Origin of the sequence: Schlesneria paludicola DSM 18645, from assembly GCF_000255655.1 — a bacterium.
Classification (GTDB): Bacteria; Planctomycetota; Planctomycetia; order Planctomycetales; family Planctomycetaceae; genus Schlesneria; species Schlesneria paludicola.
The window spans coordinates 887365-903754 of the sequence record NZ_JH636434.1; the positions used below are offsets into that span (position 1 = coordinate 887365).

Below are 16390 nucleotides of genomic sequence, written 5' to 3' on the forward strand. Positions count from 1 at the left end.
AGATTGAATTCCGAACGTGCATAGAGAAAGCGATGTCGTCACACAACATGCGAGATTCCTCCTCGCGAAATCAACGATCTTAGGGGCACTCGATCCGTGAGTCACACACAATCACGTCGCCAATTTCTAAGCGCTGCGGGGAAAACCGCCGCCTTGACGGGGGTCATCACTGGCCTTCCACTCATTGTCTCGTCGCGTGCGTTTGCGAAGGGAGATCGACCTGCGCCGAGCGATCGGATCGGGATTGGGTTCATTGGCGTCGGAAATCGAGCAGCTGGCAACATCAAGGGAATCATGCAGTTTCCTCAAGCCGATTCCGTCGCAGTTTGCGAAGTGGACTCGGCGCGACTGGGTTCAGCCAAACAAAGTGTCGAGAAGAGATCGGGTCGCCCCTGTTCCGCCTACGCGGACTACCGGAGACTGCTCGAAAACAAGGATATCGATGCCGTCGTAATTACGACTCCCGACCACTGGCACGCCTTGCAAACAATCCACGCATGCCAGGCGGGAAAAGACGTCTATTGCGAAAAGCCTCTCACATTGGCCATTCACGAGGGGAAGGCCATGGTCGCTGCGGCTCGGACACATCAGCGGATCGTGCAAACCGGAAGTCAGCAGCGGTCAGAGGGAGATTTCCGCCGCGCCTGTGAACTCGTTCGATCAGGGACGATTGGCAAGGTTCACACGGTCCGCGCGGGCATCTCGAAGGTCAATTTTAAAGGCCCGGCCGTCATCGATTCGGCTCCCCCCAAAGAACTCGACTACGACTTCTGGCTGGGACCAGCACCTCTTCGCCCCTATAACGAAAAGCATGTGCACTACAATTTCCGATTCTTTTGGGACTATGCCGGTGGCCAGATGACCAATTGGGGTGCACATCATCTCGACATCGCTCAATGGGGGCTCGGCATGGACGAGAGCGGCCCGATTTCTGTTGAGGCGCGAGGAACGCGCTACAATGACGAAAAGCTTTTTGAAGTGCCGGAATGGTGCGAAGTGACATTCCAGTACGCCAATGGGACCACCATGATCTGCGGACAAGGACAACCGGGCGGTACGACATTCGAAGGCGAAAAAGGCAAGATCCATATCACTCGGAAGGGAATGACCTGCACTCCGACCGATCTGACAAAGGAAGAGCCCGACACGGGCGGCATTCGCCTCTATGAGAGCTCCGATCATCACGGGAATTTTCTCGACTGCATTAAGTCTCGCAAGCTTCCGATTTGTGATGTGGCGATCGGCCATCGATCGGCGACAGTCTGTCATCTGGGTAATCTGGCCGTCCGTACTGGTCGAAAACTCACATGGGATCCCGTGAAAGAGATCATCGTGGGCGATCCGGATGCCGCAGCCATGCTCGATCGCCCCTATCGCGAGCCCTGGTCCTTGCAAACGTTCAACACATAAGACTGACCGCGTCATTCGTTCTTTCAGAAAGACGAAGCCGACACGTCAGACGTCGAAGCACCTCGTCAACGCGATCCGGCGAGACCGATCTGGGATCGAGACGCCGCTCGACAATCTCAGGGTCACTCAAACGTTCACTTGGGACGCATGCGATACGCTGGAGTGGACACTCGCCGCAACAGCAGCAGCAGTTCGTCGAAGTTCAATGGCTTGGTAATGTGCTCGTCGAAACCGGCGTCCAAAGCGGCTTCGCGATCGGACTCCTGACCGTATCCTGTCGCGGCAATCAAGATCGTGCTGCGATCGTGGCGTCTGACCTCGCGCGCCAGCTCGTGGCCATTCATGCCGGGCAGGCCGATATCGACAACCGCGAAATGAGGTCGCACGTTGCGAATGAGTTCCAAGCCCGCCAAGCCATCTGGAGCGGTGTGGACTTCGAACTGTTCAAACTCGAGTAGTTGCCTAAGGAGATCACGGGCATCCTCGTTGTCCTCCACCAGCACGATGGACTGCGATTGCTTGCCATCGACGCTCTCAGGCGCCCCCTTCGACGATTCGCGGATGGCAGGCGCCTCGATCAGTGGCAATCGGACGCAAAACTCGCTGCCGCAGCCTTCACCTTCGCTGATGACCGTCACCGTTCCGCCATGCAGTTCCGCCAGTCGACGGGACAACGACAGCCCCAGACCTAGCCCTTCGGACGCTTCGTTGTGCGTTCGCCGAAGCTGCGCGAACGGTTCAAAGATCTTTTCGTGGACATCGGGTGCAATCCCAATTCCTTCGTCACGCACGGAGATGACTGCCATAGCCGGCTTACTTCTGCTTGCAGCCTCTAGGCTCAAACTGAGTTTCACCGTTTTTCCGGGGGAACTATAACGCGACGCATTCGAAAGCAAGTTCGTCACAATCTGCCGCAGTCGAACCAGATCTCCGTCGACCCAGGCCTGTTGCTGGCAGAGCATCGTCTCCACTTTTTGTCCACGTTTATCAAACGCGGGCATCACCGATTCGACCGACTCACCAATGACCTGATCGAGCGCGACAGGCGATCGGTCCAACGCGATCTTGCCGCGTGTCACACGAGCCACATCCAGCAGGTCGTCAAGCAGCGCCGTCATTTGACGTGTCTGCCGATCGATCGCTGCGAGGGTCGTTCGCTGCAGTTCGGTATTGTCACGATTGGCCTGCAGCAGCCAGAGTGCGGACGTAACGGCCCCCAGTGGATTTCGCAACTCGTGCGACAACGTCGCCAGAAACAGATCGCGCTGCTCGACCTGCAATTGCTTTGAAGCCACGAGCTCTTTGAGCTCAGTGATGTCATTCATCGCGACGAAGCAGCCGCGAACCTTGCCACTTTCATCTCGATCGGGAACATAGTGCGCCAGAATCCAAGTCTCGCGATGCGACGGATCGCAGGGAAATGATCGGCGTATCTCGGCGGTGAATGGCTCTCCAGCGAAGACCCGTTCAAGATGTCCGCGTTTCTGCTCATACGTTTCCGCATCGACCACATCTTCAATTCGGTGATCGCGAACGTCGTCTGGTGAAAGGTTCAGCTTCTCGCAATAGAAGTTATTCACGTAGCGATAGACGTAATTGACATCGATATAGGCGATCAGCATTGGAACGCTGTTGATCACCAATCGCAGTTCTTCTTCACGCCGCGCGAGCTCCTGCTGAGTCAACTGCCGGATGGTGATATCGTTGACCGAGGCGAGAATCAGGAGTCCTTTTTCGGTATTGATCGAATTGAAGCTGACTTCGACGGGGAATTCTTCTCCATTCTTCCGTCGCCCGGAAAGCTCGGTCAATTGATCCAGTTCGGCATGCTGATGCTGCAGGGCATACTGCTGTCGATCCAACCGAATCTTTTCACGAAATCTCTCTGGCAACAGCATCTCAACCGGTTGACCGATCATTTCGTTCGCGTCATACCCAAAGATCAACTGTGTCCTTTGATTCACCATTTGAATCAAACCCTGATCATCGGTCGCGATCACGGCATGTGGGAAGAAATCGATGACACGCTTCAGATTCATCTGTGCCCGACGGGTCACATTGATATCCGTCAGGGTCAGAACGACGCCCTCGTTTCCCTTGTCCGTGGTATAGGGCAGGATTCGCATCAGAAACCACCGGCCCGCGTGACTTTGTACTTCTTTTTCGCAGGCATTTCCCGTCTTCAGAACATCGCGCAATTCGTCGAGCAGCGTGTCGTCCTGCAATCGGTTGTGGAATGCTTCGATGGAACGGCCGATATCGTGCGGCACCAGGCTGAAGATGTCCCCGATTGCGGGGGTAAACCGGCGAATACGAAGCTGGCGATCAAGAAACAACGTATGGATCTGCGTACTGTGAAGCAGGTTTTCCATGTCATCCGTCAGGACGGTCAGCTCTTGTATCTTCCGCTGATGCTCGGCATTGACGGTATAGAGTTCTTCGTTGACTGAATGCAATTCTTCGTTGGTACTTTGAAGCTCTTCGTTCGACGCAACCAGCTCTTCATTGGTCGCCTGCAACTCTTCATTGCTCGTTTCGAGCTCTTCAATCAGCGCTTGCGTGTTCTCTTTCGCACGTCGAAGTTCCACCTCCATGACCTTCATTTCATTCTCGGACACATGCTGCATATCGATCCAGGCGCCGTCGGCTGGCGAAGCTGGTGGTGTCGCGGTGTCTGGCGCCGTGAAGGTAATCAAGTAGTTGACGACATCGTATTTTGAATTGATGACCGGACGGATACCCAGTTCAATCGGTTCGCTGCCGATCATGACGCCACGCAGATGGGTCGGCTGCTGTGCGACTTGAGTCCGGCGGATAGCACCGACGACGGCGAGCTTCAGTTGCGGCTCCATGCTGTCAAGAACGTCGTTTCCAGCTCGTCCCGCCGGATGTCGCAGATACTTTCCGGCGTCACCGAACACATGCAATAGTCGGTTCGCGCTATCGATCAATAGGCCAGGCGGCATAAATTCAGCGAGTAGCGCGTCATAGGCGCTCGCCAGGTGATCATCGATCCCACGGTGACTCACCGCGGTGAACTCAGGAAGTCCCGAAGCCCTGAGCGAACGCCCCGACAGCGCGAGCGCGGGTCGCAATTCCACATTCAATCGAACGTCACGACGCTTGCGATAGATATTCCAATGTCGATCGATCGGCGTGAATTCCTCTTCGAGTTCACCCGTGCTTTCGCTTGGTCCTAGAAACAAGATCCCATTGGCTTTCAGCCCGAAGTGAAATAAGGAAATCGCCTTCTTTTGAGCGCCGGGCTGCAGATAAATCAAGAGATTTCGGCAGGTCACGAGCTCCATCCGAGTGAACGGCGCGTCTTTGATGATATTGTGCGGAGCGAACACCACCATCTGGCGTATTCGCGGATGAACCGTGAATCCTCGATCGGTTTGCAGAAAGTAAGTGACCAGCCGATCCGACGGGATATTGCCAATGCTCTCACGGCGGTACTGGCCATGTCCCGCAAACTCCAGCGAGGGACGATGGACGTCCGTCGCAAAAATTCTGGCCGTGATCTGCTTGCCGCAGGCTTGAATTCGCTCGTCCAATAGAATGGCAATTGAGTAAGCTTCTTCCCCCGTGGCGCAGCCGGCAACCCACGCACGAAACTCCGACTTGGGGTCGTGACGTTTCAGTGACTCATCGATTTCCTCACTCAACCGCTCAAATGCATCCTCGTCGCGAAAGAAGCGCGTGACGCCAACGAGCAGGTCATGGTACAGGGCGTCGAGCTCGACAGGATCACGCTCGAGCCGTTGAAGGTAGTCTTTGACGGCGTCAATACGATTGATCTGCAGTCGCCGCTCCGTGCGACGGACGACCGTGTTCAATTTGTAGGTCGAAAAGTCAATTCCATGCTGATCGCGTAAGAGGCGTAAGATCGCCGCCAGACCCTCCTCATCCGCCGGAACGTTTTCAAAATGAGTCGACAGGTCATCGAGATTGTGACGAACGCTGTATTGGACCAGAGCGGTCGGTATGTCTTCGGGGTCAAGCGACAAATCCACGACACCCGTTTCACGCGCCGCATCCGGCATACCATCGAACTTTGCGGTCCGTGGCGTCTGCGCAATCACCAGACCACCTGCCGCATGAATATCTTGAATCCCGCGCGATCCGTCACTGCCCGTCCCGGACATCACCACCGCGATGGCATTTCGTCCGTAACTTTGCGCCAGGGAGCGAAAGAAGTAGTCGATGGGCAGGGACAATCCTTGATGCGGCTCAATTTCTGTCAGCAGCAGTTTTCCGTCCGACAGAATCATCTCGCGACGTGGAGGAATCAGATAGATGGAATTCGGTTCGACCGCCATTCCATTTTCGACCCGCAGCACGGGTAGACTCGTACGGCGCGACAGCAATTCGTCCATCAGGCTTTTGAAATCGGGCGACAGATGCTGAACGACGACAAACGCCATGCCGGTATTCGCGGGCATGCGGCTGAACAGTCGTTCGAGCGCCTCAAGCCCCCCCGCAGAGGCGCCAATCCCCACGACATACGTCGGCAGATTCGATTCCGTCGACATCGCGTCGGATGGCTTTTCTTCCGTTGACATGCAGTGATTTTCCTTTGGCCGGAATCCGCACCACGGCAACCAATGAGCGCGTCGCTCAGAAATTCTTGCGATTGTCCTCTTGACATCAACCCGCAATTGTCGAGGTTTTCGCCAATCTATCATTGACTTTCTGCGCCAATCTGGCAACTTAGTTAGTCGGGTTATCGCAGCAAGAAGCTGCCGTGGTCGGCATGATGTCGGGAACGACCCATCAAGGATGGTCATGAGCATCTGGAATGCTCTGCCACGGAACCAGGCGCGAGATGCCGCTATGGGCGGTGTCCGAGGAAAGGAGATCCGTCATGCTTGTCGTATCACGACGCTGTGACGAGGAGATCGTGTTCCCCGCGATCGGTATCACTGTCAAGATCCTGAACGCTTCAGGTAACCGAGCTCGCTTGGGAATTGATGCCCCCTCCAACATTCAAATTCTCCGAGGCGAATTGCTGAACTCGGCGGAAAATGAAGAACAGAAGACCAAGCATCAACTCCGCAACGAATTGAACACGATCACGCTGTTCATCGAAATGTACGAACGTTTGGTCCAGCGGGGCGACTTGGATCGTGCCCACCAGACCTACCTTCAAATGCTGACACGATTGAAAGAGATCGATCAGAATTATGCCCCTCCGGTGCCGATTCCTACGCAGACGATGCCACTCTCGCGCGTGCTGATTGTGGAAGATGACGACAACGAGCGCGAATTGCTGGCCGGTCTCTTGCGCATGGACGGTTGTCTTGTGGAGACTGTCCCCGATGGCGCAGAAGCGCTGGTTCGTCTCTCGTCGCCAGAAGCACGCCCAGACGTGGTCTTACTCGACATGATGATGCCGAGAATCGATGGCCCCAAAATGCTGTCAATGATCCGGGAGAATGAACTTCTCAATGATCTGACAATTTTTGGGATGAGTGGACACCGGGCAGACGAAGTCGGGGTCACAATCGGCGGTCGGAACGGAATCAATGCCTGGTTCGAAAAGCCATTGAATCCCAATCGACTGGTCGAAGCCATTCATCAGCGGCGAACGACATCTGCCGTCGCCTGACGACGTCGATTCATCCAAGATCGCTACGTTCGAGTCTCGTGCGGGCCAGCGGATTGTCGTTTTCTAAGGCTGGATGACCGGCTCAGGGCCCATCTCGAATCGCAGCGTGCCTCCGCTGGCGATCTGACTGTGTCGGATCGAGTGCTGTGTCACGAGTTCGTCATTCAGCCAGAGCCGCTTCACGTAAAGATGTTCGGGTGCCTGCCGTTCAACGGTGACCACCAGCAATTGATCGCCGATCGCAATTTGCGCCTGATCCCATAGCGGGCTTGTGATCTCGTACGTGTCTGTTCCCGCAGTCGGAAACAGGCCGATCGATGAAAGTACGTACCACGCCGAAAGCGTCCCGCCATCGTCATTCCCATCCACTCCATTTTCGCGATCACCGTACTTGTGATCCATGATCCAGCGTGACCACTTCTGCGTGAGATCGGGTCGTCCAGCAACATTGAACAAGAATGCGGCGTAGATATCGGGTTGATTTCCATGCCAGTAGTACGCATTCGGATTCACGGCCAGTTCCAATGGCGATTGCTCGAAGAATTTCTCGAGTTCCTGCACGAAGTATTCACGACTCCGAAAGAGTTGAATAGTTGCCGCGGCATCTGACGGAACGCCCCACCTCCACTGCCATGCGCTGCCTTCGACATACCCGTGAGTTTGCGTTCCGCCGAAGTCCAGATAGGTCAAAAGTTCGGGTTGAAACGCATTCGAAAACTGGCCATTCGCTTCGCGGGGTTGAAAGAACTGCGTTTCGGGATTGAACACGTTCCGATAGTAGGCGGCGTGTTCATCGAATTGTTTTCCGTCCTCGTGATGACCAAGTTCATGCGCCAGGCGCGCAATCGCATGGTCGGCATACGAGTATTCCACCGTGCTGGCCACTGACTTTTTCATCAGATCCGCAGGGCAATACTTGTGTTTCAGGTAATGCTCGATGCCAACTCGCCCTGAGAACGGTGCACCAGGGGGAACCGGCCCCAGCGCGGTTTTCTTCATGAACTGGAATGCCGTTTCGACATCGAAACCACGAATTCCTTTGAGATACGATTCCGTGATCACAATATCGGCAGGTGAACCAAACATGGAACCGGTGTAGCCGCCACCCGAAGGCCAGCGCGGCAAATAGCCCCCCTGTTCCGCCATTGTGACCAGCGAAATCAGCATGTCGCGCTGTTCACGACGGGCAATGAGATTGAACAGTGGATGAACTGTCCGGAACGTGTCCCACAAAGACATGTCGGTATAGTAGCGCGCTTTCATTGCGCGATGCGTCTGCCGGTCAAACCCGATGTACTCGCCGTTCACATCATTGAATTCCGTCGGCATCTGCAATGAGTGATAGAGCGCCGTGTAGAATATCGTGCGTTGGCGTTCGGTCCCGCCGATGACTCGAATCCGTGCGAGGTGCTGCTCCCATTCTTCAGCGGCCCCTGCCAGGGCCTGATCAAAGTCGAATGCGGCCGCTTCCTGATCCAAATTCTCTCGGGCATTGGCGACGCTCACATACGAAATGGCAAGCTTCAACTCGACGACTTGAGCGTTCCTTTCGTGGGAAAATCCCAGAGTCGCGCACAGGTCGTTGCCGGCGGCCGCACGCTGGCCGACCGCTTCTGTATCTCCGATCCAAGTCGAAAACTCCTGAAACGGACGACTGAACCGGGCTACGAAATAAGTCTGCAAACCTCCGTACCGTTTCGCGAACGTACCGAATGTTCGCACCGTCCCTTCGACTTCATTCGAGTCTGGAACGACACGAACTTCACCGGCTTCGCTTGTTCCTTTGCCAAGCACGCTTGTCACGTCAATCACGATCTGCGGAGCCTGATTGGCGTCGAACGTATACCGGTGGAATCCTGTGTGTCGCATGGCAGTCAATTCGGCGCGAATGCCCAACTTCGGGAACGTCAGTCCGTAGTACCCAGGGAATGCCGTTTCGTTCTCATGAAGAAACGCGGCATTCATTCCACGGCGGCATGTTCGGACGGTCGATTTCTCAGCGGGAATCACCAGAAAGTTACCGCCATCAGTGGCACCGGTCCCCGCCAGACGAGTGTGACTGAATCCGAGAATGCGATTGTCTGAATAGAAATATCCCGACGTATTCGACGCGCGTTTGCCGAGTGTTGAGACGGTGTCTGGACTGAGCCGAACCTTTCCAAAGGGCCGCGTCGCACCAGGAAAATTGTTGCCGCAGAGATAACTGATACCGCCCGTTCCAATAAACGGATTGACAAAGCGCCCCAGTTCGCCAGGAAGGACCTTAGGAACGGGTTTCTCGCCGTCGACTGCGACGCAAACACGATTCGAGACGACAACCGTCAAGGCGAAACAGAGAATGGACTTCCCGAGAATCGCTCGGCATCGCGCCCAATTTTCGGCCCTGTTTGACATTCTGATTTCTCACATCGAGCAGTGATACGACGGGGACAAGGCGGTCAGACGAAATGGTTCTGACGCGCTGAACGTACCACGAACCTGCGGCAAAGCCAAAGGAGAGAGTTCGCGCAAAAGACACAGACCGGGGTAAACCAAATCGAAAAACACAATCTCGCAAAGGCCACTGAATGATTTGAATTCCGTCACGGAACGTTGATTGCTCTCTCAAACCGCGTCCCTTTTTACAATCCGTCCCAACCGCACGCGCCTCATGCAATCCAGTACTTTCAGAGGTTTAAGAGATGTCCATCGAGACGATTTCCAACAACCGCGTTTCCATTTGGCAACGTGCTGTCCTGTTGGGACTGATCGCCGTGTTCGTCACCATGGGAATATCGCGTCTAAATGACTGTGATCTTTTCAATCCAGACAGCCCTCGCTATCTGATCTATTCGCAGGCGCTGGTTGACTTGGGTGACTATCGCGCCACCGACCTGCCCGGCGCTCCCCTCTACTCGTGGCGACCGCCGGGCCTTTCGTTGTTACTCGCTCCGGCGATGGCACTACGACCGTACGATGTCATTGCAGCCAAGCTTGTGATCCTCGTGACAGGAGCAGCCCTGCTTTGGGTCGTGTTCGAATTGGCCATGCTGCATTGCCAATTTGTGACGGCTTTATTCGTGACGGCCGCAATTGCCACAAGCCCATCGTTCCTGGTGCTCTCAACCGAAGTGTTGACGGAAGTCCCTTACACCCTCGGCGTATTGCTCGTCCTACTGCTGCTCAGTCGCTCGACCATCCAACGAACGATCGCTCCTTCTGACAACATGCGATTTTCACGCGGGTTGACAATCGGCCTTTCGATTGTGGCTTTGGCGTTCACGCCCTGGCTTCGCACGGCTGGCGTATCGTTGGTCGCTGCGGTGGCGATCTGGAGTATTTTGTCGCGTTCGCGCTGGCACTGGCTGTCGACGGTCGCTGTGGCAGGAGCAGGAATGGGATTGCTCGCCTGGCGAAACAAACAGGCGGGAGGTGAGAACTACGTTGGCTCATTGCTGACGCGACTCCGCGAACAAGGCGTCTCTGCAACGATCACGTCGGGTATCGAAACAATCGGCCACTATTTGACGACCCTGCCGGGACTGCTCTTGCCGGGATTCTCGAATGAACGTCCGTGGTACGCGCCCTTAACGCTTGACGCATCTCCAACGCTCGGACTTACGTATGCGGTCACGGCGGGTGCTGCCGCCCTCTTGTTGCTGGTCGCGGTGTTAGGAATGACCCAACGTCGTGCCAATGGCGGTTCGCTCGCCTTCCTTTATATCGCGATTTACGGTGTATGCCTGATTGTCTGGCCGTGGCGACACGAGCGTTTCTTGTGGCCACTGATCCCCGTGCTGATGATCTATTTTCCCGCTGGCATCAGTGTTCTGACGTCGAAGTGGCCACTGCTGACCACGACACTGCCCAGGTGCGGCGTCGTGGCCATACTGGCACTGTCCGGCTGGCAGTGCGTAGGCTGCGAACAACTCGTGCGAGTGAATCTTGCGTTCGTCAAAGCCCCTCATGAATTTCATTTGGAACGGGCACCAGGTTTCTACTTCAGCAACTGGCGGCGGGCCGGATTGTGGCTCAACGCACACACACCGCCGACGGCGCGCGTTCTGACCTGGCATGCGGCGGTCGCAGGAACTGCACATCGCTTTCAAAAGCGAGTTCAGTTTGAGACCCTCTCCGTCGAAAAACTTCGCCAGCAAATTGAAGCGTTTTCCGCCCGCTATCTCGTCGTTCCAGCAGGCCAGTTCGGCGATGGTTTCTGTTGGCAAGTCTTGGAAGCCGATCCGACTCTGCGATTCAAGGTCGTCTATCAAGAAGACGATGTCGCAATTTTGGAAGTCAGCCCCAATCGTACCGGGGAAGTCATCAAGAGCACATTCCCCATTTGGCTCGAGCACCAGCTTGAATCCAGCAAGGAGGCCTGCGATCGGAATCCAACACGAACCGATTTGGCAATTCGACACGCCAGCCTGCTTCGAGAAGCGGGTGCGAACGACAAAGCAATCGAAGCCTTTCTAGCCTTGAAGGAACGAGGCATTAAAACAGCACGCGTGTATTCCGAACTTGGCTGGCTGCTTTTTGAAAAGCAAGAGTATGCAATGGCCGCGGAACTTCTGGATGCAGCTCGGATACTTCCGAATGCAGAAGCGATTGCATCAATCCTGGCCGGCGGTGCCGCACGAGCCCGAGAACGCCTGCAACAAGGTGTCAACGATATGTCCGAATCGACTCTGACCAGCAGATTGAATCGCGTAAAGAGTCTCATGAGTCAATTAAAATATGCTCAGGCGGAAAAGGAACTGGACGAGATCGTCGCTGGGTCGGCTGAAAATCCAGAGGTGCTGTTCGTCCGCGGAAGACTCCATCATCGCCTGGGGGAGGAAACGCTCGCCTCTGACTGCTACGAACGTTGCCTGCAACTTGGAAATCGCGACGCGATTCCCTGGCTCCGGCTGATCCGATTTGGTCAGGCGTTGTCGGGCCAGGTGTCGACGTCGATTGTCGTCGGCGGACATCGCGACGAGGTAAACCCCGCGAAGCCGGAGGACCACCTTCAGCTCGCTCGTCAGCTTCAAGAGTGTGGCTGGAGCGGCCGGGCACTCAAGACGTTGGAACAGGCGAACCAGCAATTTCCCGAGCAGAACGTCATCCAACGTCCCCTGGCAGATCTCTATCGGTCGTTCGCAATGCCTGAGCAGGCGATGGAACTGTATCAGCAGGTTCTTGTCCGCAACCCTCATGATGACGAGGCCCAAAAAGGCCTGAATCTCACCCATTCAATCTTGATCGAACCCGCGATGTCGCCACTGACGTCCCCACCCGAACCAGAGACATTCGCCCACAATCCCGGAATCAAACTGTCAAACCGATGACTTTTGCGAAGGGCATGTCGTCTGATACAGTCCCCACCCTTCGACCGAATTCCAACCATTCATCGAATCGAGGTGCCACGTTGCCGATTCTTCGCGATGCCGATCTTGCCCGCTTTTCATCGGAACTGTTTCGTGCGTGTGGCGTCTCTGAATCCGATGCGAAGCTTGTTGCCGATAGCCTTGTCGAATCAAACCTGCGCGGCCACGATTCGCATGGAGTGATGCGAATCCCGTTCTACATCGGCAAAGTGCAGGATGGGACGCTTAAACCGAATGCTCGGCTGGTCATTGAGAAAGAGTCTGCAAGTTCGCTCGCCTGCGACGGCGGCTGGGGCTTTGGACAAGTCCTCGCGCAGGACTTGATGTCACGACTGATGACAAAGTGCGAGACATCCGCAATCGTCTGCGGTACGATTCGTCGCGCCTGTCACATTGGACGACTGGGTGAGTATGCAGAAATGGCGACGGCCAAAGGGCTGTCAGCCATGGTCATTGCCAACAATCATGGCGCTGCGCAACGCGTCGCGCCCGTCGGAGGCAAGCGTCCGCGTCTTGGAACCAATCCGATTTGCATCGGCGTTCCGGGAGGAGCAAAAGGTCCATTCGTATTTGATATCGGGACGAGCGCAACGGCCGAAGGCAAAGTTCGTGTAAAGAAAATTGCGGGTCAGACTGTACCGCTGGGCTGGATTCTCGACCCCGACGGCAAGCCGACCACCGACCCCAACCAGCTCTACGGAACTCCCCCTGGGACAATTCTGCCTCTCGGAGGCGATCAAGCCTACAAAGGCTTTGGGCTGGCATTCATGATCGAGATGCTCGCGGGCGGCTTTTCTGGTGGGTTATGCGCCACGCCGAATCCGCCTCCGCCACTGGGCAACTGCGCCGTCTTCTGGGTGATGAATCCAGAATTCTTCGGCGGACTTTCGCACTTGACTAGTGAAGTCGAACGCCTTGAAACCTACGTTCGAGAAGTTCCCTTGATCGATGGCGTCCAGGACGTGACATTACCCGGTGACCCGGAGCGGCGCACGTTGACCGAGCGGCGCGCGAACGGAATTCCATTGGATGAGGGAAACTGGAAAGCATTGGTCGATCTCGCCAAGTCATTAAACGTCACGGCACCACACGCGTAACCCAACACTAGGAAAGTTGAGATGTCTCATCCTTTTACCGAGGAACTGCAGGCTGGACTGGCAGCAGTCCGGGCCGCGGCAGCCATTTGCCAGACGGTGCAGTCCACGATCACTCCTGACGTTCTGGACAAAAAAGACAACAGCCCGGTCACGATCGCAGACTTCGCGAGCCAGGCGGCGATCTGCCATGCGATCAGCCAGGCGTTCCCTGCCGATCCAATTATCGCGGAAGAAGATTCTTTCGCGCTGCACCAGCCCGAGAATCAACAGTTCCTGGCCGATATCCAGAAACTGATCCAACGTGACAACCCAACAGCCAGTCCGCAGACGATTTGTGAATGGATTGATCGAGGCGGGGCGAAGAACTATTCGCCACGATTCTGGACCCTTGATCCGATCGATGGGACAAAGGGTTTCTTGCGTCGCGATCAATACGCCGTCTCGCTCGCGCTGATCATTGATGGTGAGATCCAGCTTGGAATTCTCGGCTGCCCGAACCTCGGCTCCGTCAGCAGTGGAGGCCATTCGCTGTTTTATGCCGTACGCGGACATGGCGCGTATAGCATGACGTTGGAACCGGACTCACAAGCACGGCATATTCACGCCACGCCGAAGTCCGATCCGGCACTGGCGCGTTTCTGCGAATCATTCGAGTCGGCACACACGTCGCATAGCGAATCGTCGATTGTCGCGGATCGATTGGGGATTACTGCGCCACCACTCCGAATGGACAGTCAGGCAAAGTATGCGACCGTCGCAACCGGCGATGCCGATGTCTATTTGCGATTGCCGTCGAAGACAGGTTACTTCGAGAAAATCTGGGATCACGCCGGTGGCGTGATCATTGTTCAAGAGGCTGGCGGACGGGTCACCGACCTGATGGGGAATCCTCTAGATTTTTCCCTGGGATCGGAACTGAGGAAGAATCGAGGGGTGATCGTCACGAACGGTCACCTGCACGATGCGGTTCTGACAACCGTTCAATCCGTCTTCGCAGGCAAGTCGGAATAGCCAACAGGATCAGTGAGCGTGGCGATCTGGTCACGGAATTTCGGCGGACGAATACGGACAGGAATCGTTAGGGGCGACGCAAACTGACTTACGAAATACCACTGCAGTCCGATCCCGCATAGGACGGCGACGTGCCAGAGCTCATGCGGCCCGATCAGACCAGGAACAATCGTCGGGCGGTGAAACATTAGGCAGATTGCCCCGATCGTATAGGCGAGCCCCGAAAGGATGGCGGGCTGCATGAACGACCAGCCAAACCTATGTAGCAACACCGCCGAAATGATCACGCTGCTCCAGCCGAACAGCAAGAACACGACGACCCCCAACGTCCCCGGCGAACTTTCCTTCAGTGAAATTCTCCAGGCAACTCCACTTATCGCGACGGCCCAAATCAATACTAGCGGTCCCCAGCGCGCCGGACCTTCGAACAGAATCGCATGCACCGGGGTCATACTCGCGGCGATCAGTACGAACACGACCGCGACATCCATGCGAAGTAACAAGTCCCGCGTCGGCCCTGGCCAGTGCAAGTGATAGATGCCGCTGACGAGCAGCATTGCGACCGAGGCGATGGCCAGAACGATCAAACTGGTCGTCCGAACCCAATCACCGCGTCCCAGTCGAATCAGGCGGAACGCCAGAGCGGCAAACACCACAGCACCAATCAAATGGCTGAACGAATTGAACGGTTCGCGGAATCCCAGCCAAGGGATAACTTCAATCGGCGGTGCAATCGTCATCACTCTCACCCAGGTATCTTGATCGCCCGTGAAACCATTGCACCTGCCCTATTCGTCATTGGCGTATTCTCGTGCCAGGATCCGATGGCGGACGGCCTTGTAAACGGGCCCGGCGAACGTTTTCGCGATCTTCTTCAAGTTCCAGAATGCCGCCTGACGCCAGCGCCGCAGCGGACTGTTCATCAGCGCCACGGCATCCGCAGCAGACATTCCTCGATAGATATTGTAGCGCCCAAGGACCAATATCCCATCGACGGCAAAGGCCGACGTCGTCGGTTCCGAGTTGAACAGTACGCGAATTCCCGCCTGAGACGCCGCACGTGCAACATCACGTGAATAGAACCCACCCGGAACCGACGCGGTTTCAATAGGTTGCCCAATGATGCCCGAAAGCACGCGACAACTTTGGCCCCATTCGTCGACCATCTGATCCCACGAACACTGAGAAATCCGATCCGGATGCGTGTGCGAGTGACTGCCGATGATGTGGCCACGTCGGTGCAACTCGCGTATCTGATCTGGCGAACAAAAGGCGGGCTGACCGAGATAGTTCGTTGCAATGAAGAACCAGCCACGCCACCCGCGATGTTCAAGCTGGTCGGCAATCTCGGTGATCGCCGACAGCCCTCCATCATCGAATGTGATCGCCCATGCGGGGCCACCGACAGACCGCACCGCCTCGGCCGACGCAACCGGTGGCGTTCGCGCGACGGAGGCGATGTGATCCAAGTGGATTCGGAATTCATCCGGCGTCAGCTTGTATCGAGCCGCGCCAGGGCCGGGGAAGCCGCTCGTCGATTCGCGTCCTACAGCCGTAATGTCGTGATAGAGCAGATTGATCAGCATGGATGAAAGCCGGCAGAAACCTGCAGAGGATCAAGGGCGGACTGAATAAACGCATGAACGACATCTGTATCTGCGGACAGTCATCTGAAAACCTGAATTCCGCCTGACACGTCAACAAATTTTCGCCGTGGAAACGCCCGTCACCAGAACTGAACGATTCCCGATCATCGTCCTGGTAGTTTGAACCATTAACGGCGATTTTGCGAGTGTCGTAAGCCTCAAGGTTTAGAGGGAAAATTCCCATTCCAACCAATTGTGAATTTTCGCAATGCCCGAGATCGCCAGGCAAATGACGCGTGCGAGCTTTCGCCTCAGGATCAAAATAAC

At 55.8% G+C, this 16390-nt stretch carries 9 protein-coding genes; 5 read left to right on the forward strand and 4 right to left on the reverse strand.

Going from position 1 to position 16390, the window contains the following annotated elements; translation table 11 throughout:
- The first annotated feature begins 96 nt into the window (after positions 1-96).
- Entirely contained in the window at positions 97-1410 is a 1314-nt protein-coding gene (locus OSO_RS0104320) for a Gfo/Idh/MocA family protein (protein WP_010582288.1), read from the forward strand.
- A 134-nt stretch (positions 1411-1544) separates the two neighbouring features.
- Here the strand turns inward: OSO_RS0104320 and OSO_RS42080 are convergent, their stop codons facing one another.
- Positions 1545-5975 carry a chemotaxis protein CheB gene (locus tag OSO_RS42080; RefSeq protein WP_010582289.1) on the reverse strand — a complete coding sequence of 1477 codons (4431 nt, stop codon included), beginning with the start codon at positions 5973-5975 and terminating at the stop codon, positions 1545-1547.
- 302 nt (positions 5976-6277) lie between these two features.
- On the opposite strand from OSO_RS42080, the gene OSO_RS0104330 reads away from it, so the two are divergent.
- Positions 6278-7021 carry a response regulator gene (locus tag OSO_RS0104330; RefSeq protein WP_010582290.1) on the forward strand — a complete coding sequence of 248 codons (744 nt, stop codon included), beginning with the start codon at positions 6278-6280 and terminating at the stop codon, positions 7019-7021.
- Positions 7022-7084: 63 nt separating this feature from the next.
- Here the strand turns inward: OSO_RS0104330 and OSO_RS0104335 are convergent, their stop codons facing one another.
- Complete coding sequence (locus OSO_RS0104335) at positions 7085-9415, reverse strand: GH92 family glycosyl hydrolase (protein WP_010582291.1); 2331 nt, start codon at positions 9413-9415, stop codon at positions 7085-7087.
- A gap of 287 nt (positions 9416-9702) precedes the next feature.
- On the opposite strand from OSO_RS0104335, the gene OSO_RS0104345 reads away from it, so the two are divergent.
- From OSO_RS0104345 to OSO_RS0104355, 3 genes are all read left to right on the forward strand, one after another.
- A complete protein-coding gene (locus OSO_RS0104345; protein ID WP_010582292.1) occupies positions 9703-12330 on the forward strand; it encodes a tetratricopeptide repeat protein in 2628 nt (875 codons plus the stop codon).
- 80 nt (positions 12331-12410) lie between these two features.
- The gene (locus OSO_RS0104350) at positions 12411-13466 is read left to right on the forward strand and encodes an Ldh family oxidoreductase (protein ID WP_040591913.1); all 1056 of its coding nucleotides are present in this window, start codon (positions 12411-12413) and stop codon (positions 13464-13466) included.
- Between the two features lie 21 nt (positions 13467-13487).
- Entirely contained in the window at positions 13488-14477 is a 990-nt protein-coding gene (locus OSO_RS0104355) for a 3'(2'),5'-bisphosphate nucleotidase (protein WP_010582294.1), read from the forward strand.
- On the opposite strand, the gene trhA is transcribed toward OSO_RS0104355, so the two are convergent.
- Both trhA and OSO_RS0104365 read right to left on the reverse strand, forming a co-directional pair.
- Positions 14447-15217 carry a PAQR family membrane homeostasis protein TrhA gene (gene trhA / locus OSO_RS42085; RefSeq protein WP_010582295.1) on the reverse strand — a complete coding sequence of 257 codons (771 nt, stop codon included), beginning with the start codon at positions 15215-15217 and terminating at the stop codon, positions 14447-14449. The genes OSO_RS0104355 and trhA overlap by 31 nt on opposite strands.
- Before the next feature lie 48 nt (positions 15218-15265).
- Positions 15266-16063 carry a polysaccharide deacetylase family protein gene (locus OSO_RS0104365; protein ID WP_010582296.1) on the reverse strand — a complete coding sequence of 266 codons (798 nt, stop codon included), beginning with the start codon at positions 16061-16063 and terminating at the stop codon, positions 15266-15268.
- Between the last annotated feature and the right edge of the window lie 327 nt (positions 16064-16390).

Excerpts from the sequence above, each read along its gene's own strand:
- OSO_RS42080 (WP_010582289.1), bottom strand. The coding sequence starts at position 5,975 with ATGTCAACGGAAGAAAAGCCATCCGACGCGATGTCGACGGAATCGAAT.
- OSO_RS0104330 (WP_010582290.1), top strand. The coding sequence starts at position 6,278 with ATGCTTGTCGTATCACGACGCTGTGACGAGGAGATCGTGTTCCCCGCG.
- OSO_RS0104335 (WP_010582291.1), bottom strand. The coding sequence starts at position 9,415 with ATGTCAAACAGGGCCGAAAATTGGGCGCGATGCCGAGCGATTCTCGGG.
- OSO_RS0104345 (WP_010582292.1), top strand. The coding sequence starts at position 9,703 with ATGTCCATCGAGACGATTTCCAACAACCGCGTTTCCATTTGGCAACGT.
- OSO_RS0104355 (WP_010582294.1), top strand. The coding sequence starts at position 13,488 with ATGTCTCATCCTTTTACCGAGGAACTGCAGGCTGGACTGGCAGCAGTC.
- trhA (WP_010582295.1), bottom strand. The coding sequence starts at position 15,217 with ATGACGATTGCACCGCCGATTGAAGTTATCCCTTGGCTGGGATTCCGC.
- OSO_RS0104365 (WP_010582296.1), bottom strand. The coding sequence starts at position 16,063 with ATGCTGATCAATCTGCTCTATCACGACATTACGGCTGTAGGACGCGAA.